Origin of the sequence: Phyllobacterium sp. YR531 (assembly GCF_000282595.1) — a bacterium.
Taxonomy (GTDB): Bacteria; Pseudomonadota; Alphaproteobacteria; order Rhizobiales; family Rhizobiaceae; genus Phyllobacterium.
Genome location: NZ_AKIZ01000035.1, coordinates 277,932 through 295,843, shown reverse-complemented (window position 1 = coordinate 295,843; position 17,912 = coordinate 277,932). Strand labels below are relative to the sequence as shown.

The 17,912-nt window shown below is 54.2% G+C and carries 17 protein-coding genes; 3 read left to right on the top strand and 14 right to left on the bottom strand.

From position 1 onward, the window contains the following. Positions 1-3: 3 nt before the first annotated feature. The 3 genes from PMI41_RS19225 to PMI41_RS19210 all read right to left on the bottom strand — a co-directional run bounded on the left by PMI41_RS19225 (position 4) and on the right by PMI41_RS19210 (position 6,116). Complete coding sequence (locus PMI41_RS19225) at positions 4-1,461, bottom strand: NAD(P)-dependent oxidoreductase (protein ID WP_008127648.1); 1,458 nt, start codon at positions 1,459-1,461, stop codon at positions 4-6. Between the two features lie 337 nt (positions 1,462-1,798). Beyond that, the gene (locus PMI41_RS19215; protein WP_008127646.1) at positions 1,799-4,936 is read right to left on the bottom strand and encodes an efflux RND transporter permease subunit; all 3,138 of its coding nucleotides are present in this window, start codon (positions 4,934-4,936) and stop codon (positions 1,799-1,801) included. A 10-nt stretch (positions 4,937-4,946) separates the two neighbouring features. Then, the gene (locus PMI41_RS19210) at positions 4,947-6,116 is read right to left on the bottom strand and encodes an efflux RND transporter periplasmic adaptor subunit (protein ID WP_008127645.1); all 1,170 of its coding nucleotides are present in this window, start codon (positions 6,114-6,116) and stop codon (positions 4,947-4,949) included. Positions 6,117-6,537: 421 nt separating this feature from the next. On the opposite strand from PMI41_RS19210, the gene pncB reads away from it, so the two are divergent. After that, positions 6,538-7,845, top strand: coding sequence for a nicotinate phosphoribosyltransferase (pncB, locus tag PMI41_RS19205; RefSeq protein WP_008127644.1), 1,308 nt, complete (start codon positions 6,538-6,540; stop codon positions 7,843-7,845). Between the two features lie 73 nt (positions 7,846-7,918). Here the strand turns inward: pncB and PMI41_RS19200 are convergent, their stop codons facing one another. Both PMI41_RS19200 and PMI41_RS19195 read right to left on the bottom strand, forming a co-directional pair. Next, positions 7,919-8,164 (bottom strand): DUF1150 family protein, encoded by a 246-nt coding sequence (locus PMI41_RS19200; protein WP_008127643.1) that lies wholly within the window; start codon positions 8,162-8,164, stop codon positions 7,919-7,921. A 55-nt stretch (positions 8,165-8,219) separates the two neighbouring features. After that, positions 8,220-8,642, bottom strand: coding sequence for an Hsp20 family protein (locus tag PMI41_RS19195; protein WP_008127642.1), 423 nt, complete (start codon positions 8,640-8,642; stop codon positions 8,220-8,222). Between the two features lie 134 nt (positions 8,643-8,776). On the opposite strand from PMI41_RS19195, the gene PMI41_RS19190 reads away from it, so the two are divergent. Continuing rightward, entirely contained in the window at positions 8,777-9,715 is a 939-nt protein-coding gene (locus PMI41_RS19190) for a nucleoside hydrolase (protein ID WP_008127641.1), read from the top strand. 2 nt (positions 9,716-9,717) lie between these two features. On the opposite strand, the gene PMI41_RS19185 is transcribed toward PMI41_RS19190, so the two are convergent. The 7 genes from PMI41_RS19185 to cysG are packed head-to-tail and all read right to left on the bottom strand — an operon-like array spanning position 9,718 to position 15,893. Continuing rightward, entirely contained in the window at positions 9,718-10,050 is a 333-nt protein-coding gene (locus tag PMI41_RS19185) for a 2Fe-2S iron-sulfur cluster-binding protein (RefSeq protein ID WP_040855959.1), read from the bottom strand. Between the two features lie 11 nt (positions 10,051-10,061). Then, positions 10,062-11,090: an NAD(P)/FAD-dependent oxidoreductase gene (locus PMI41_RS19180; RefSeq protein ID WP_008127639.1), complete on the bottom strand. Its 1,029-nt coding sequence runs from the start codon at positions 11,088-11,090 to the stop codon at positions 10,062-10,064. Positions 11,091-11,130: 40 nt separating this feature from the next. After that, positions 11,131-11,658: a DUF934 domain-containing protein gene (locus tag PMI41_RS19175; protein ID WP_193372103.1), complete on the bottom strand. Its 528-nt coding sequence runs from the start codon at positions 11,656-11,658 to the stop codon at positions 11,131-11,133. Positions 11,659-11,663: 5 nt separating this feature from the next. Beyond that, complete coding sequence (locus PMI41_RS19170) at positions 11,664-12,419, bottom strand: phosphoadenylyl-sulfate reductase (protein ID WP_008127637.1); 756 nt, start codon at positions 12,417-12,419, stop codon at positions 11,664-11,666. Then, positions 12,409-14,079, bottom strand: coding sequence for a nitrite/sulfite reductase (locus tag PMI41_RS19165; protein ID WP_008127636.1), 1,671 nt, complete (start codon positions 14,077-14,079; stop codon positions 12,409-12,411). Before PMI41_RS19165 ends, PMI41_RS19170 begins: the two co-directional genes overlap by 11 nt. A 20-nt stretch (positions 14,080-14,099) precedes the next feature. After that, positions 14,100-14,414, bottom strand: a complete 315-nt coding sequence (locus PMI41_RS19160; protein WP_008127635.1) for a DUF2849 domain-containing protein — start codon at positions 14,412-14,414, stop codon at positions 14,100-14,102. An 18-nt stretch (positions 14,415-14,432) separates the two neighbouring features. Next, a complete protein-coding gene (gene cysG / locus PMI41_RS19155; protein WP_008127634.1) occupies positions 14,433-15,893 on the bottom strand; it encodes a siroheme synthase CysG in 1,461 nt (486 codons plus the stop codon). A gap of 345 nt (positions 15,894-16,238) precedes the next feature. Between cysG and PMI41_RS19150 the strand changes: the two genes are divergently transcribed. Continuing rightward, complete coding sequence (locus tag PMI41_RS19150) at positions 16,239-16,637, top strand: VOC family protein (protein WP_008127631.1); 399 nt, start codon at positions 16,239-16,241, stop codon at positions 16,635-16,637. Between the two features lie 3 nt (positions 16,638-16,640). Here PMI41_RS19150 and PMI41_RS19145 read toward each other — a convergent pair whose 3' ends face one another. Together PMI41_RS19145 and rsmI are read right to left on the bottom strand one after the other, a co-directional pair. After that, on the bottom strand, positions 16,641-17,006 hold the full coding sequence (locus tag PMI41_RS19145) for a YraN family protein (RefSeq protein ID WP_040855831.1): 366 nt from the start codon (positions 17,004-17,006) through the stop codon (positions 16,641-16,643). A 6-nt stretch (positions 17,007-17,012) separates the two neighbouring features. After that, positions 17,013-17,912 carry a 16S rRNA (cytidine(1402)-2'-O)-methyltransferase gene (rsmI, locus tag PMI41_RS19140; protein ID WP_008127626.1) on the bottom strand — a complete coding sequence of 300 codons (900 nt, stop codon included), beginning with the start codon at positions 17,910-17,912 and terminating at the stop codon, positions 17,013-17,015.

The window sequence follows — 17,912 nt, the reverse complement described above, 5'->3', positions numbered from 1 at the left end:
CCTTCAGCCGCTAATGTGGCCTGGATTGGCAGGATTTTGTGAAGGCGCTGCAGCAGGCTCGGCATTGCTGGCAATCACTGCCTCAGCAAAACCACTCACCTTTTCCGGCTGCATCGAGAGCATCCGATGGATGGATTCGGCGGCAAGCTTGCCATCCTGAACGCCTGCCACGGTCAAATCCTGACCACCTGCAATACAATCGCCGCCTGCCCAGATTCCCGAGATCGACGTGCGGCGCTCCTCGTCAACACTGATACGGCCACGCGATAGTGCCATACCTGCATCAGCAAGAATCTTTTCCGCCGGCATCTGGCCGATAGCCTTGAAAACCTGATCGCTCGCCAATGTGACGCTCTCGCCGGAAGTCTCCAGCCTGCCATCGTTCAGCACGGTATAGTCGAGGGTGATGCCGCAAACTTCGCCGCGATCGTTGCGGGTCAATGCGCGCGGCTGCAGCCAGTGGCGTATGATCACGCCATTCTTCAACGCTAGTTCCTGTTCGAACTCACTGGCGTTCATGCTTTCCGGTCCGCGACGATAGGCGATGATGACATTCTCCGCGCCGAGCAGTTTTGTCTGAACTGCAACGTCGACTGCCGTCATACCGCCACCAATGACGACGACATCGCGGCCAACTGCGATTTCCGAAAGATCGTTGCTCTGACGCAGAACCGAGATGTAATCCACCGCGTCGATACATCCCGCAGCGTCCTCGCCATCAAGCCCCAACTCATTGACACCGGGCAGGCCCAACCCAAGGAAAACCGCATCGAAACCGGCGCGCAAGGCATCAAGGCTGATATCGCGTCCAAGCGCCTTGTCGTTCTGGATGGTGATGCCGCCTATTTCCAGTACGAACTCAAGTTCCTTCTGTGCAAAATCATCAACGCTTTTATAAGCGGCGATACCGTATTCATTAAGACCACCCGCTTTGGGGCGCGCCTCGAAAATCGTCACATCATGCCCATGCATAGCCAGACGATGGGCGGCGGAAAGCCCCGCCGGACCGGCACCGACAACGGCAACCGATTTACCCGTAGGTGCAGCGCGTTTGAACGGATGCTGGCCGTTTTCCATAAGATGATCAGTGGCGTAGCGCTGCAAGAGACCGATCTTGACCGGCTTGCCTTCGGCTGCTTCACGCACACACGCCTGCTCGCAAAGGGTTTCTGTCGGACACACCCGGGCGCACATGCCGCCAAGGATATTTTCGGCAAGGATGGTCTTGGCTGAGCCGGTCGGATTGTCTGCTGCGATCTCGCGTATGAAAAGCGGAATATCGATGCCCGTCGGGCAGGCATTCATGCACGGGGCATCGTAACAAAAGTAACACCGGTCAGATTCAACGAAAGCCTCATGCCGCGAAAGCGGTGGATGCAGATCGGAAAACACTTCGCTGTAATTGCCGTTGGCGAGCCGCCCGGCCCTGACGTCACGGATTCCTGAATCCATCGATCCCATGAAATGGCATCTCCCATATCTGTGGCAGTCTCCGGTTCCCGTGGATCACCGCCATTTGCAGGATGAGCCGGTATGTCCGGCTCCGTTATGGAAAGAATGGCATATTTTTACAAAAGGTCAAATTTTTTATCAAATGGTCAATAATCATGTTCTTATGGGAGAAGCGTTCATCTCGTTACATTTCAATTATGTGTGGTTCGACAAGCTCACCATGAGGAAGATCATACACTTTATGGAACCGGACTTCGTGAGCTGTAGACTAATGAAAGCGACCACATTCCTCATGGTGAGCTTGTCGAACCACGCATGATAATTCTTCCAATAGCAGTACGAGGAATTATTCGGCTGGCAGCTGTGCGCGTGTGCTGACCTGTAACAATTCACGCTGGAGTCTTGCCTCTTCCTCGGCTTTCGGCTTGGAGAAACCCGCCAGAAGCAGATAGGCGACTGGGGTGAGGAACAGCGTTGACGCGGTTGCAAGACCAAGACCACCCACAATGACCCAACCGAGAGCGATACGGGCTTCGGCCCCTGCACCACTGGCGAGCACCAGCGGAACGCCACCAAGAATCGCGCAGAGCATTGTCATTACAACAGGGCGCAGGCGTATTGTGGCGGCTTCTTCGATAGCCTGACGCACATTGCGACCCTGATCGCGCAAATGATTGGCAAACTCGACGATAAGAATACCGTTCTTCGCCATGATGCCGACGAGAAGTACGAGCCCGATCTGGCTGTAAACATTCATGCTGGTGCCGGTCATAACCATCGCAAAGACCGCACAGGCAAGGCCCAACGGAACTGTTGCCATCACAATAACAGCACTGATGAAGCTCTCGAACTGTGCAGCAAGCACCAGAAGGATGATCAGAATGGCAAAGCCGAATGTGATGATCATGCTTGAGGAGTTTTCCCCAAGCGTTGCAGCTTCTGCAAGTGGAATGAGACGATAGCCGGGTGGGAGCAATGGCTCGGCAATTGTCTGGGCTTCCGCATAGGCGTCGCCAAGAGCGAAGTCTGGAGATAGACTTGCAGTGATGGCAACCGACCGCATCTGCTGCTCACGGGTCAACGCTGGCGGAACCGCGACTTCCGTCAACTTGGCAATGGTGGACATGGGCACGAAACGCCCATCCTGCGTGCGCAGGAAGACGTTTTCCAGATCGGTGGGATCGTTGATCGGGTTGGTCGTGGATACAAGTTTTACGTCAAAGCTGCGATCCTCAATATAGACGGAACCGATTTTGTAGCCATCAAGCACAGACTGTAATGCTTCAGCCAGACCGGTAATATCGATGCCGAGGTCCGAAGCACGCTCACGGTCAATCGTGACAGCCAATTGCGGTTGCGTCGGTTCGTTTGTCAGACGCGGGCGATCAAACCGGCGATCCTTTTCCAGTTCGGTAACGATTTTGGCAGCGGTTTTGCCGAGTTCAGCATAGCTTGTGCCCACAACTGCAAACTGCAAACCATTGCCCGCACCGCGAATGCCGAGCGAATTTGGTTGCGACGCGAAGACCTGAATACCGGGAACAGCGCGGACACGCCTTGAAACGTCTGAAACAATCTCCTGCTGCGTTCTCGCGCGCGCTTTCCAATTGGCAAGGCTGAGAACCATAAAGCCGCGATTGGTATTTCCGTTCTGACCAGCAATGGAGAATGTATTTTCAATTTCGCCGGAATCCCGCAAAGGCTGGATCAAAGTCTCGATCTGACGCATCTCATCATTCAGGTATTCGAGGCTAACGCCCTGAGGCGCCGTGATACGCAGGAATGCAGCGGCGCGATCTTCAGAAGGGGTCAATTCCTGCTTTAGAAGCGAGAACGCACCAAATGCGGCTCCCGCAAATAGGATGGACACCACAACCACGATCCACGGCCCAGCAAGACAAGCGTGCAACAAGGTTTTGTACCAGCCGCCAAGACGATTGCCCGCACGTCCGACAATGCCGGGAGCGTGAGCGACTTCGTGATGACTCGCCTCGCTTGCACTTAAAAGACGCGAGGCAAGCATTGGACACAGGGTTAGGGCCACGACTGCCGAAAGCAGCACGCAGATTGCCAGAACGAAGCCAAACTCACGGAACAGACCACCCGTCTGTCCGGGCAGGAATGACAAGGGCACGAAGACGGCAGCAAGGGTAACGGTGGTTGCGATAACTGCGAAGAACACTTCCTGTGTGCCAAGCACTGCGGCGGCACGCGGGCCCATACCCTGATTACGGCGGCGAACAATGTTCTCAAGCACGACAATCGCGTCGTCCACGACCAGACCGGTCGCCAGCACCAGAGCGAGGAGCGTCAGAATGTTGATGGAGAAGCCCGCCAGATAAATCGCCGAAATTGTGCCAATCAATGCGACAGGCATGCTGACAGCGGGAATCAAGGTTGCGCGAATATCCCAAAGGAACAGGTAAATGATGGCAATGATGATGATGACAGATGCGGCAAGCGCTATCTCCACCTCATGCACAGCACCATTGATGAAGTCTGCATCATCGCTGGTAACACGAATATCAACGCCTTCAGGCAAGGTTTGCTGAAGCTGGGCAACGGCAGCACGCACGCCGGTTGAAATATCCAATGTGTTGGACTGCGCCTGACGGATAATGCCAAGGCCGATGCCGGTTTTGCCATTTGCCCGCAAGCTGGAAGTGCCGATGTCGGGACCAAGCGTGACCGTGGCGACATCGCGTATCTTCGTCTGGCCCTTGATAATGATGTTTTCAAATTCTTCCGGCGTGGTGACGGGCGCCGTTGCTCGCACAACGATGCTCTGGTCATTGCTGTTGAGCTGCCCCGCCGGCGTGTCAAAGGCCATGGTGGTCAGCGCATTGCGAATATCGGCAACGTTCATGCCAAGGCTGGCAAGCTTGCCCTGATCAATATCGATACGGAAAATCTTGTTGCGGTCACCATTTATCTGCACATCGGCAACGCCGGGAACAGATGCGAGCACATCTTCGATCTGATCCTCGACCAGAACCGTCATATCTTCCACGGCCATCGTGTCAGACGTTACGGCAAGCCGCATGACCGCATCGGAGTTAGCATCCGCCTTAACGATCCGCGGCGGATCCGCCTGCTCCGGCAGGGTATTGGTAATGCGGCTGATCGCGTCGCGCATGTCGGCGGCAGCAACATTCAGATCCACGCCATCATTGAATTCGACAGTAACCCTACTGCTGCCGAATGACGAGCTAGACGAGATGGATTTGACGCCCGAAACACGGGAAACCGCGCCCTCAATTGCAGAGGTCAACTCCCGGTCAACTGTTTCAGCAGCAGCGGATTCGAAATCCGTGGAAACGGTGACAACCGGGCGGTCAACGTCCGGAAGTTCGCGGACATCGACGCCGTAATAGGCGGCCAAACCAGCCACGACAATCAAGGCATTGAGCACAAGCGCCATGACCGGGCGCCGGATGAAAAGGGCGGTAAAGCTCGTATCCGAATTATTGCTTTGTGTTGTCACAGACCCACCCTCAGCCAGCTTCTCCGGCAGAGGCAAGCGGCCTCGCATCCGTATTCTGTTTAGGCGCTGGTTGTCCCTTTATCTGGACAAGTCCACCCTCGCGCACTGACTGCACACCTTCCGCAACAATCTCGTCGCCCGGCTTGATGTCCGCATCGACAAGAACATTGGATGCATTTCGCTGAACAATCCGAACCTGAACCCGGCTCGCCTTGTTATCTGCAATTTTCCAGACATAAGCACCATCCGTTCCCCATTGGATCGCCAGCGGATCAACTGCGGAGTAAGTATCGCCGGGAAATGCGATGGTAATCTGAAACGCCATGCCTTCGCGCAAAGTGTCTTTCGGATTGGTTATCCGTGCCTGCACATGCAGAGTGCGGCTTGCAGGATCTACCCGGCTGTCGATGGCACTTACCGAACCCTGGAACATCTCTCCCGGACGGGCAATCGAGCTTGCCGATACCGGAGCGCCGATGGTCAGAAGCGGAGCGAAACGCTCCGGCACCCAAAAATCCACCAGCACTTCGGATCGGTCGTCAATCGTTGCAACCTGGGTTGAAAGCGTAATGTAATTGCCTGCATTAACCGGCAGGATACCGACAATACCGCTAATCGGCGCCTTGATATCGCGGCGATCAAGCGCCAGTTCTGCTTCGCGTACATCAAGCGCGGCATTCTCTACGGCAAGCTCGGCATCAGATACCTGGACCGCCGAAACCGTGTTGGTCGTGCTCAAATTTTCAGCGCGTTTCAGTTTGTTCTGTGCATCCTTGAGCGCGGTGCGGGTCTTTTCCGCGATAATCATTTCGGCTTCGGAATCAAGCTTGGCAATGACATCTCCGGCCATCACCTTGGAGCCTGACTGAACGAGCAATTCTGTCATTCGGCCAGCAGAAAACGGCGTAACCGATACGGAGCTCTTGGCCTTGCCGGTTCCGATTGCTGATAGCCGGTCATTGATTTTGGCGTCGGTAGCCGCCTTTACAACCACAAGCGGCGTCCCCTGCCCGCCCCCACGCCTGCCCGATCCGGCAGCGGGTTCAGTCGTGGCAGTTGAAGTCGGATCAACGCCGGCCTTCTTCAGCAGTTCATTGGAGCCGGGAAAAAAGTACAGCCAGCCAGATCCGGCACCCACCAGAACCACGGCAGCAACAAGAATTTGTTTCCAGACCTTCATCCAACACTCCAAGGCCGGTTCCGCTCAGGGAGCCAGCAAAATCATTATAGCTGCACCTGCGTTCCACAGCGAACAACTTATCTGTGGGAGAGAATAAAGCGCTTTGATGTCGCCGTTAATGACAAATCGGTGAGATTACAAAGATTTAATAGAGCGGCGTCATTCAACTTTGCCGCATAATTCAAGTTTATCAATTGCACTTCTTGATGACACTGTCCTGCCGTGCAACATGGCTGGTGGAGGAATTTGACGCTTGTCTCTCGCTGGCCAATGGCCTTATGCAAATGTCAAATTTGTAAACTCCACTAGAACCATAAACTTAACAGTGGTCTGATCCTAACATTCGCTACGGGCGTGATCGAAACGGGGCGCGAATGTTAGAATCAAACCACTGGCGACATATTCGCAAGGATAGCATTCGATGGCGACCAAGACCGATATAGCCCGGCGTGTTTTCAATCATACATGGAAACTGGACCCCATCGTCCGGAGTCTTCTCGATACGGACTTCTACAAACTCCTCATGCTACAGATGATATGGGGTGTTTATCCCAAGGTCGATGCAACTTTCACACTCATCAACCGCACCACCAAAGTACGGCTGGGTGATGAGATTGACGAGCAGGAATTGCGCGAACAGCTTGATCACGCTCGCGAGATTCGCTTCTCCAAAAAGGAAATGATCTGGCTTGGCGGTAATACGTTTTACGGCAAACGCCAGATATTTGAGCCGGATTTCCTTAGCTGGCTGGCGAACTTTCAATTGCCGGAATATGAGCTGGTCAAACGTGACGGCCAGTATGAACTGAATTTCCATGGCCCATGGATGTACACCACGATGTGGGAAATTCCGGCGTTGACCATCATCAATGAACTTCGCTCCCGCGCCGCGATGAAAAAAATGGGCCGGTTTGAGCTGGATGTGCTTTATGCCCGCGCCAAAGCAAAGATGTGGACGAAAGTCGAGCGACTCCAGTCACTGCCTGATATCCGGATTTCCGACTTCGGCACACGCCGCCGCCATTCATTCCTGTGGCAGCGCTGGTGCGTTGAGGCCTTGAAAGAAGGGATCGGGGCGTCCTTTACCGGCACAAGCAATGTGTTGATGGCGATGGACAATGATCTGGAAGCTCTCGGCACCAATGCGCATGAGCTGCCCATGGTCTTGGCGGCTTTGAGCAAGAACCGCGAGGAGTTGCTGGCATCACCATACCAAGTGCTTCAAGATTGGAACCGCTACTATGGCGGCAACCTTCTCATCGTGTTGCCGGACGCGTTCGGAACAGCGGCGTTCCTGCGAGACGCGCCGGACTGGGTGGCAGACTGGACCGGCTTTCGTCCGGACAGCGCACCGCCCATTGAAGGCGGTGAGAAAATTCTGGCCTGGTGGAAATCAAAGGGGAAAGACCCCCGCGAAAAATTGCTGGTGTTTTCTGACGGTCTTGATGTCGATACGATTGAAGAAACCTACAGGCATTTTGACGGCAAGGTCCGCATGAGCTTCGGTTGGGGCACCAACCTGACCAATGACTTCGAGGACTGCGCCCCACGCTTCAACGATCAGTTGAATGCGATTTCGCTTGTCTGCAAGGTGAGTTATGCGAATGGGCGTCCGGCAGTGAAGCTTTCGGACAATCCGAAGAAGGCCACGGGCGAACCTTCGGAAATCAAACGCTATCTGGAAATTTTCGGCGCAGAAGACCGCGTGGAGCAGACTGTCAAAGTCTGACCCACGCGGTTTCCAATCTACGCAATTCCGGACGGAAAACCGGTTTCCACTTTTCCTGAAATTGCTTAGGCGATTACTGCAGCATTACCGTGCGCAACTCATGTTCCTGAGCGCCGACAAGAACATTGTCGCGTTCATCGGAAAGCACGATAGGATCGCCATTGGCAGCAAAAAGCGCCCAGAGCTCAACACCTGGCGTCATCGGCGGAAGGGCCGGAAAACTGGTGGCGAGATCATCTGTCTTGACCTTACGCAGGTACGCAACCTGACCGGAGCCAAGACGGGAGAATTCAAGTTCTGTCAGAGGATTCGCTTGCATTATAGCCTCCTTATTTGGACAGTCTCTCATGAGCCCTGTCCCGTTAGAGCCGTGATTAGTCTTCAACCGCAATGTTTATGCGCTTGACCAATCGTTCGGGTTCCGGCCGATCAAGATCAATCGACAAAAGCCCATTCTTCAAAGCGGCATTACTGACCCGCATTCCATCTGCAAGAACGAAAATGCGCTGAAACTGGCGGGCAGCGATGCCGCGATGCAAATATTCACGTGCTTCTTCATCGGCCTGGCGGCCCCTGATGATCAGCTGGTTGTCTTCCGTGGTTACTTCAAGATCGTCGCTGGAAAACCCCGCCACGGCGAGAATAATTCGAAGCTGCTCACGATCATTATTGCAACGGATACGCTCGATATTATATGGCGGGTAGCCGTCGCCGGATTTGGCGATACGCTCCAGCGTTTTTTCCATCGAGTCGAATCCAAGCAGCAATGGGCTTGAAAATGGTGTCATTCGTGTCATCTAAGCAGTCCTTTAGTAAAGCGACCTAAAGCAAAACCCGTAATTCAACAGCATTTCGCTCCTGTACTCAGATATGGTCTATCGACCACGAGACTTCAAGTGAGTGCGGCATATAGAGCAAGAGAAAGCAACAAATGGCACGTAAGATCATAATCGATACCGATCCCGGGCAAGACGATGCCTTGGCCATACTTTTGGCATTCGCCAGTCCGGAACTGGAAATACTCGGCATTACGGCTGTAGCCGGGAATGTGCCGCTTGCGTTGACCGAGGTGAATGCCCGTAAAATTTCTGAACTGGCCGGTCGTCCGGAGACCCGTGTATTTGCCGGTGCTGACCGGCCGTTGATGCGCCCTTTGATCACCGCAGAGCATGTGCACGGCAAGACCGGCCTTGATGGTCCTGATCTGCCTGAACCCACCATGCCTCTACAACCTCAGCATGCAGTTGATTTCATCATTGATACTTTGCGTAACGAAGCGCCGGGAACAGTTACGCTTTGCGTGCTTGGCCCCCTGACCAACATCGCCCTTGTGCTGCTGCGAGCGCCGGACCTTGCACCGCGTATCAAAGAGATCGTCTTGATGGGTGGTGGCTTCTTTGAGGGCGGCAATATTACGCCAACCGCCGAGTTCAACATCTATGTTGATCCACAGGCAGCGCAAATTGTGCTGCAATCAGGTATTCCAACAGTAATTCTACCGCTCGACGTTACGCATCAGGCTCTAACCACCGCCAAACGTATTGAGCGCTTCCGCGCTATGGGGACCAAATCCGGGGATGCATCAGTTGCGCTGCTGGAGTTTTTCGAGCGCTTCGATGAAGAGAAATATGGCAGCGATGGCGGACCTTTGCACGACCCGAACGTTATTGCCTATCTGCTTAAGCCGGAGCTTTATACGGGCCGGGAGTGCAACGTTGAGGTTGATGCTTCCAACGAGTTGACGCTTGGAATGACAGTGGTTGACTGGTGGGGTGTTACCGATCGCCCAAAGAACGCGTTCTACATTCGTGATGTGGATTCCGATGGCTTCTTCGAGCTTTTGACATCGCGCATAGCAACGCTGCCTTAGAGTCAGGCAGCTACGCTATCTTTCTGAGTGCCTGGAGCAAGAGTAATCTCCAGGCCATTCAGTTCTTCAGTCATGATTAGCTGGCATGATAAACGGGAATTCTCCTCGACGTGAAACGTCACGTCGAGTTGGTCAATTTCTTCATCCAGCGGTGCAAAGAGCTTCTCTGTCCATTCCTGCTCCACATAGCAATGGCACGTGCCGCAAGCGGCAGCACCGCCGCACTCCGCCTTGATGTCGAGGCCCCAATCGCGAATGACTTCCATGACGCGAAAGCCTTCGAGGGCCTCCAGCGTATGGCGCTCACCCTTTTGATCGGTGACGTGGATGAACAGAGAATCAGACACTAAGCGGCTTTCAATTTCTTCTGGAGGGATGTTGATGAGGTCGTATACTGGAAAACGATACGTTCGCCAGGGGCAACGATGCGTTTTGCAGCATGAGACATCAAAGCTGCCTCATGGAAACCTGAGAGAATGAGCTTCAGCTTTCCCGGATAAGTATTGATATCGCCGATTGCGAAAATACCGGGCTCCGATGTCTCGAACTTTTCAGTATCCACGGCAATCAGGTTCTGGTCGAGGTTCAAACCCCAATCGGCGATTGGACCTAGCTTCATCGTAAGGCCAAAGAATGGCAACAGGCGGCTGGCTTCCAGAGCTTCCTCGCCCTCTTCACCACCCTTGAGAAGAACTTTCGATATCTGACCGTCGGCACCTTCGAGACTGCCGAGCTGACCCATGCGGAATTTCACGCGGCCTTCTTTTTCAAGGGCCCACATCTTGTTGACACTATCCGGAGCAGCACGGAACTCCGGACGGCGATGAACCAGCGTTACCGACTTTGCCACGGGTTCAAGATTCAGTGTCCAATCAAGCGCAGAATCGCCGCCGCCAACGATGACAACATCATGATCGCGGAAGGCCTCGATCTTGCGAACAGCATAGTGAACGCTCACACCTTCATAATGTTCGATTTCCGGCACAGGCGGGCGCTTGGGCTGGAACGAGCCGCCGCCTGCTGCGATGACAATAACCTTGGTCAGGAAGACTTCATCAGCATCTGTTTCAACACGGAACCGCCCATCTTCCAAACGGGTAAGTGCCGTAACCATTGTAGAAAAATGGAACTGCGGATCAAATGGGGCAATCTGCTTTAGAAGATTGTCCGTTAGGTCTTGCCCGGTTACTTCCGGCAGCCCCGGAATATCATAAATTGGCTTTTCCGGATAAAGTTCGGCGCATTGGCCGCCTGGACGATCAAGAATATCAATGACATGCGCACGCAAATCCAGCAGGCCCAGCTCGAATACGGCAAAGAGACCGACCGGACCGGCGCCGACAATAACGACATCTGTTTCAATAATTTCAGACATATAAGTGCTTTCCAACAAACCGAATTGAACTTTGATTTTTTCAGGCACCCGGAACGCGGCGCCAGCTATAGGCGCCTGGTACGGTGTGCGATCCTCTCCCCGGCTGATAATAGCCAGGCGCATCGTGCAAATTGTGCTCTGCAAGGCGTGTCAGCGTCACCGCATGCGTTACCTTCATCGTATCGAACCCGGTGCGCAACATATAGGCCACCTGATCGATCAGGACATCGCCCACGGCGCGCAACTCACCCTTGAATTGGTGCTGGTTCTTCAAGATATCCGCCTTCGAGTAAGACCGCCCATCGTTGAAGGCTGGAAATTGCAATGCGATCAGGGGTATCGTATCAAGCAGCGGCAGAAGCGGATCGATGCTTTCACCGGGCGCAACCGAAACGCCGATCTTGCGGTTTGTTTCGGAGCGCACGCTTTCTTCAAGGCCGAGCCAGACAGCCAACGGCAGAATCACAGCCGGTGCATCGCCGGTTTCTTCCAATGTTTCAGCCACAATGTAGGGGTCCTCGCGAAATCCTTCGCGGCCCCAAAGCTCGCCAGCGGCGCTTGCAGTAATGTCACTCATAAATTCGAATCCGTCAGGGAAATATTGCTCAATTGATCGGTAAGGCCCGTCAGGTGGATACCGCATTCAGTCTTGTCACTGCCAGCCCAACGCCCGGAGCGCGCATCTTCGCCTTCCTTCACCGGCTGCGTGCAGGGCATGCAGCCGATTGAACGATAGCCTTCCGCCACCAATGGGTGCGGCGGCAGGTGGTTGGTGACCATATAGTTTTGCAGGTCTGCCGATGTCCATTGCGCCAGTGGGTTAATGCGAATGCGCTCACCTACCGATTCAAACACCGGCAATGCATTGCGCGTCGATGCCTGAAACTGCTTGCGTCCAGTCATCCATGCCCGGTAAGGGGCAACGGCACGAGCCATCGGCTCGACCTTGCGAAGATAGCAGCAGCGATCCTTGTTGGTCATGGACATGGCGCCATAGGGATCTTCATCCTTGAGGCTTTGCTGCAGGGGATGGATATCATGGACATCCGTCATTCCAAGCTCGCCGACAAGCTCATCGCGATAGCGAAGGGTTGCAGGAAAGTGCTTTCCGGTTTCCAAAAACAATACAGGAGTGGCGCGGTCTACCTGAGCAATAAGATGCAGCAGCACCGAGGATTCAGCGCCGAATGATGAAACGACAGCAATTTCTTCATTGAACAAATGATCTACCGCCAGCTCGATTATATCGACCGGTTCAAGATTTCCGTAGCGGGCCTGAAGCGCGCGCGCTTCATCCGCCACGGTGCGTTCATTTACTTCAAGCAGCATTTGCAGTCTCGTTATACAGCGCGTCCTTGAAAGGTGCGGCGCCCAGACGCCTGTAGGTTGCAAGGAAATTCTCTTCCTTGTCTGTACGCACCAGAAGGTAGCGATCCACGATGGTTTCAACCGCATCCACGATTTCTTCGGAGGAGAAGCCGCGCCCGGTAATATCGCCAATCGTGCAGATTTCATCGCCCGAGCCGCCAAGCGAAATCTGGTAGAGTTCTTCGCCCTTCTTCTCCACGCCGAGAATGCCAATATGGCCGACATGATGATGCCCGCAGGCATTGATGCAGCCGGAAATCTTGATCTTGAGTTCACCAATATCCGCCTGACGCTCCGGCTTGCCGAAACGCTCGGATATGCGCTGGGCTACCGGGATGGAACGGGCATTGGCGAGTGCGCAATAATCCAGACCCGGGCAGGCGATGATATCGGTGATCAAGCCGGCATTAGCGGTCGCGAGACCGTCCGTTAAAAGCAGATCGTAAACAATGCGCAAATCGGCAATGGCCACATGCGGCAGAACCAGATTCTGCTCGTGGCTGACGCGAATTTCGTCATTTGAGAACTTCTCGGCAATGTCTGCCACCAAATCCATCTGGGCGTCAGTTGCATCCCCGGGGATGCCGCCAATCGGCTTCAGTGAAATGGTCACAACGCCGTAATCCGGATTCTTGTGAGGCGTCACATTCTGATCAACCCAACGCGCAAACGACGCATCTGCCTTGCGTGCAGCAGCAAGTTGTGACCAGCCTTCCGGGCGTTGCGGCAGGTTAGGCATGCGGAAATAGTTGTCGATGGCATCGACATCCTGCTGGGGCATCTTCAGGTCAGTGTCTTTGATTGCCTGCCATTCGGTTTCGACCTGACGCGTGATTTCTTCCGTACCGGTTTCATGCACGAGTATCTTGATACGCGCCTTGTACTTGTTGTCACGGCGGCCATTAAGATTATAGACGCGCACGATTGCGGTCGTGTAGGTCAGCAAGTCTTCAATTGGCAGGAAATCCCTGATCTTTTTGGCAACCATCGGTGTGCGGCCCTGTCCGCCGCCGATATAAACAGCAAAACCCAGCTCGCCAGCCTCATTCTTTTTCAGATGAAGCCCTATATCGTGCACCTGAATAGCCGCGCGATCACGATCAGCGCCTGTCACGGCAATCTTGAACTTGCGTGGCAGATAGGAGAATTCCGGATGCATTGAAGACCACTGCCGTAAAATCTCCGCGTAGGGACGTGGATCAGCAGCTTCATCGGCGGCAGCACCGGCAAAATGATCGGCGGTGACATTGCGGATGCAATTGCCCGATGTCTGCAAGGCGTGCATCTCAACAGATGCCAGTTCATCGAGCACCGCAGGCATATCGCTCAGGGCGGGCCAATTATACTGAATATTCTGGCGAGTGGTGAAATGGCCGTAGCCGCGATCGTAACGGCGGGCAATGTGCGCCAGCTTATGCATCTGGCGACCCGACAATGTGCCATAGGGGATCGCCACGCGCAGCATATAGGCATGCAGCTGAAGATAGACACCATTCATCAGCCGCAGCGGACGGAACTGCTCTTCGGTCAGTTCGCCGGCAAGACGCCGCTCAACCTGATCCTTGAACTGCTCAACGCGGGCTGAGACAAATGCGTGGTCAAACTCATCGTAACGATACATTCTATGCGGACCTTCAGATATTAAGCGGCGTTGGCGCTGGTTTTCTCGGCCTGTTTGCCGAGATCAAGACGGATTGTCGGACCAAGCTGGCGAATGCGTTCGCGCAGGCGCAGCGGATAGAGGTTTGTACCGCGCTCTTCAACATCAATCACGTTGACGTCGATGACGAGGTTGGACTTGATTGCAGCCTTGCCGGCTTCTTCAAGGGCCGCGACTGCCTCTGCATGGCGTGCCACAAGCGCACCATCGATATGATCGAGCCAATCGCCATTGGCACCAAGCCAAACTGCTTCGCCATCTGTCAGGCGGTTTGCTGTTAAAACTTTGACACTCATGATCGTCGTCCTTGCAGTTCAGACAGCTTGTGCTGTCAGATGGCGTTGCGCCACGGAATTTTCAAAGGTTGCATGGCTTGCGGAAAGCGGCTCAGCCAGATGGATTGCAGCACCGGCCACCGCATCGCCAATGACAACCATGACCGGGCCATCCAGATCGCCGCGCTGTTCCAGCGCAGGCAGATCCTTCAATGTCCCATGGAACATGCGGCGATCGGACCGTCCGGCATTTTCGATAACAGCCACGCCAGTGTCCGCGTGCAGACCGGCCTGTATCAGACGGCTGGCAACAGATGCAGCAACGCTACGCCCCATATAAACGGCAATGGTTGCACCGGAGATGGCAAGACGCGCCCAATCCGGCAGAACATCGCCAGCCATGTCGTGACCGGTCGTAAACACCAGCGATGAGGCAACGCCCCGCAACGTCAGCGGCAGTTGCATGTCTGCTGCGGCAGCAAAAGCCGACGTGATGCCCGGAACGATCTCAAAGGCTATGCCGGCATCGCGCAGTGCTGCCATTTCTTCCCCGGCGCGGCCATAAACCAGCGGGTCACCGGACTTCAGCCGCACAACACGCTTTCCTTCGCGGCCGAGCGATACCAGAAGCTCATTGATCTCGCTCTGGCTCTTGGAGTGACAACCCTTGCGCTTGCCCACGGACAGTCTTACTGCATCGCGGCGGCCCATGGCGACAACAGCTTCGGGCACCAGCGCATCATAGACTATCACATCGGCTTCCATCAGCACGCGGTGAGCGCGAAGTGTAAGCAAGTCCTCCGCGCCGGGCCCTGCACCAACCAGCCATACATAACCTTTCGGCGAGGCTTGATTGTCGAGCAAACTGGCGGCGGCACTGTGGGCACCGGCAAGATCATTATTATAGACGTTGCCGGCAACATCACCGGCGAAGAATGACCGCCAGAAAATACGGCGCGGCAATCCCTTCTTCACCAATCGCTCGACTGCCGGGCGATAGGCGTTGGCCAGACGGGCAAGATCACCCAAACGCGGTGAGAATGCTGCATCAATACGTGCGCGGATGAGCTGCGTCAAAACTGGCCCGGTTCCCTCTGAGCCGATTGCAATGGCGATAGGCGCGCGATTGACGATGGCGGGCGTGTAGAAATCGCACAGATCAGGGCGGTCAACGACGTTTACCGGAATATTCTGGCGGCGAGCCTCATCGGCTATCGCCATATCCTGGTCTTCATCGCCGGTAGCAACGAAGACCAGTTTTGCGCCGGTCAGATGCTTGGGAGCAAATTCTTCTACAATATGGTCGTATCCGCCTTCGCGCAGAAACGCGGCAAGCTCGGCTTCGGGCTCAGCTGCGACGACCCGGATCATCGCATTGGTCTGATCGAGGAGGCGGGCCTTGTTCAAGGCTTCTTCGCCATTACCAACGACGACAAGCAACTCGTTCCGCACGCGGAAAAAGGCTGGAAAGACAGATAGCTGGTTGGAACGAATAGTCATAAATCGGTGGTATCCCAATGGCTATGGGAATTATCCGATATCGGTGAATGGATTATAAGAAACAGAAATGCGCCATTTATTGCGCAAGAGCATAGAATTTCTGAAAAACCGGAAACAATCGGATTCTCTTTCCACGCAACGCGAGATTGCACTCTTTTCCATCCTCATCAAGGATACAAAGAGGCGCACAGAAACAGCCCGGCAAACAGGCATCTGATACACGACCATTTTTATCGGGTTTAAATGAGATTGCAAGTTGTTTTTTATTTTTTCAAAGATGTCGGGTTCTGAAACCTTGGTTCGTCATTAGTATGTGAGTTATCAAATGGAGAGGATACTACCCCAATGCGTATGATTTTCGTAAACCTGCCAATCAAGAATCTCAGTGCTACAAAAGCATTTTTTGCAGCCTTGGGATTCAGCTTCAATCCCGCATTTTCTGACGACAAGACTGCCTGCATGATCATAGAAGAGAACATCTTCGCCATGCTGATGGAAGAAGACCGTTTCAAGGATTTTATCAATAACGGCATCAGCGATGCAACAAAATCACAGGAAGTTCTCATCGCTCTTTCAGCTTCCAGCAAGGAAGAAGTCGACGAAACACTCGCGAAAGCTCTGGCTGCCGGTGGCAAGGAATGGCGCCCGATACAAAACTATGAGGGCTTCATGTATGGCTGCAGTTTCCAGGACATAGACGGGCACGTCTGGGAACTCGTCCATATGATCCCGCAAGCACAATAGCACTCAAGCGGTAAAAGCGGCCGGAACATGCACTGGCCATCGCCACGGCAAGATCGCAACAAGATCGAAGCGAAGCGAGAGGCGTTCATGATCCGGCTGCCGCGCCAACCATTGGTCGGCTGCCGCTTCTATTCTCCTCATGGTCTGCCGGTCGACCGAGTCCATCGCTTGTTGAAGCGTTGCTCTCGCTTTGACTTCAATAATGAGAATAACATCGCCGCGTCGCGCAATAAGATCGATTTCCCCGAGCCTTGTGCGATAACGGCGCCCTATGATCCGGTAACCTTTCAACATCAAGGCGATGGCAGCAAGGCGTTCAGCCGAGTGGCCGCGGCGATAGGCTTCATGGCGCTTACCCCGGTCACTCATCTGCTGTTATTTCATCGCCAGCAGACGTTGATATAATTCACCCTTTGGACGGCCTGTCATGCGGGACGCCTCCCCTGCCGCCTTGGACGGCGACATTTCAAGACTGAGTGCACGCAGCAAAGCATCGATATCGCCATCGCTTCGCGCAACATGCTCATCTTCTTTTGGGGGTGCGACAACAAGCACCACTTCACCACGAATACGATCTTCACCATCAAATTCTGCTGCCAGATCCTTCAAAGGCAAGGTGGTAACAGTCTCATAGGTTTTCGTTAGCTCGCGGCAGAGTGATCCCTGGCGCTCCGGACCGAAAATTTCAACCATGTCCGCCAATGTAGTGGCGGCGCGATTGGGAGATTCAAAAAATACCAGAGCAGCATCCAAAGTCTTCAACTGTTCCAGTTTTGCTTTGCGCTGACCCTGTTTGGAGGAGAGAAAACCGGCAAAAAAGAATGCATCCTTGAAAAGTCCGGAAGCGGTCAGTGCCGCCAGAACGGACGATGCGCCGGGAATTGGCACGACACGAATACCGGCAGCCTTGGCTTCAGGAACAAGGCGTCCGCCCGGATCGGAAACAAGAGGCGTACCTGCATCAGACACCAACGCGACGCTTTTTCCCGCAAGCAAAGCTTCGATGAGCTTTGGCCCCGCCATATCGGCATTGTGTTCATGATAAGCATAAGGACGACGTGAGATACCATACCGATCAAGAAGAACGCGGCTGACCCGAGTATCCTCACAGGCGATGACATCTGCCGCAGCCAAGGTCTCGATACCGCGAAGCGTCATGTCGCCAAGATTGCCTATCGGCGTTGCAACGATGTAAAGCGCCGGCTCCAATGGCCTCGCACGATATGATGCGTTGCCGATCTGGTAATTTCGCTCTTTTGCTTCCTCGTCTGACAC

Coding starts and splice junctions, on each gene's coding strand:
- PMI41_RS19145 (WP_040855831.1), bottom strand. CDS start 17,006: ATGAGTGACCGGGGTAAGCGCCATGAAGCCTATCGCCGCGGCCACTCG.
- PMI41_RS19170 (WP_008127637.1), bottom strand. CDS start 12,419: ATGCTGCTTGAAGTAAATGAACGCACCGTGGCGGATGAAGCGCGCGCG.
- PMI41_RS19210 (WP_008127645.1), bottom strand. CDS start 6,116: ATGAAGGTCTGGAAACAAATTCTTGTTGCTGCCGTGGTTCTGGTGGGT.
- PMI41_RS19150 (WP_008127631.1), top strand. CDS start 16,239: ATGCGTATGATTTTCGTAAACCTGCCAATCAAGAATCTCAGTGCTACA.
- PMI41_RS19200 (WP_008127643.1), bottom strand. CDS start 8,164: ATGCAAGCGAATCCTCTGACAGAACTTGAATTCTCCCGTCTTGGCTCC.
- PMI41_RS19195 (WP_008127642.1), bottom strand. CDS start 8,642: ATGACACGAATGACACCATTTTCAAGCCCATTGCTGCTTGGATTCGAC.
- PMI41_RS19180 (WP_008127639.1), bottom strand. CDS start 11,090: ATGTCTGAAATTATTGAAACAGATGTCGTTATTGTCGGCGCCGGTCCG.
- PMI41_RS19165 (WP_008127636.1), bottom strand. CDS start 14,079: ATGTATCGTTACGATGAGTTTGACCACGCATTTGTCTCAGCCCGCGTT.
- PMI41_RS19160 (WP_008127635.1), bottom strand. CDS start 14,414: ATGAGTGTCAAAGTTTTAACAGCAAACCGCCTGACAGATGGCGAAGCA.
- cysG (WP_008127634.1), bottom strand. CDS start 15,893: ATGACTATTCGTTCCAACCAGCTATCTGTCTTTCCAGCCTTTTTCCGC.
- pncB (WP_008127644.1), top strand. CDS start 6,538: ATGGCGACCAAGACCGATATAGCCCGGCGTGTTTTCAATCATACATGG.
- PMI41_RS19190 (WP_008127641.1), top strand. CDS start 8,777: ATGGCACGTAAGATCATAATCGATACCGATCCCGGGCAAGACGATGCC.
- PMI41_RS19225 (WP_008127648.1), bottom strand. CDS start 1,461: ATGGGATCGATGGATTCAGGAATCCGTGACGTCAGGGCCGGGCGGCTC.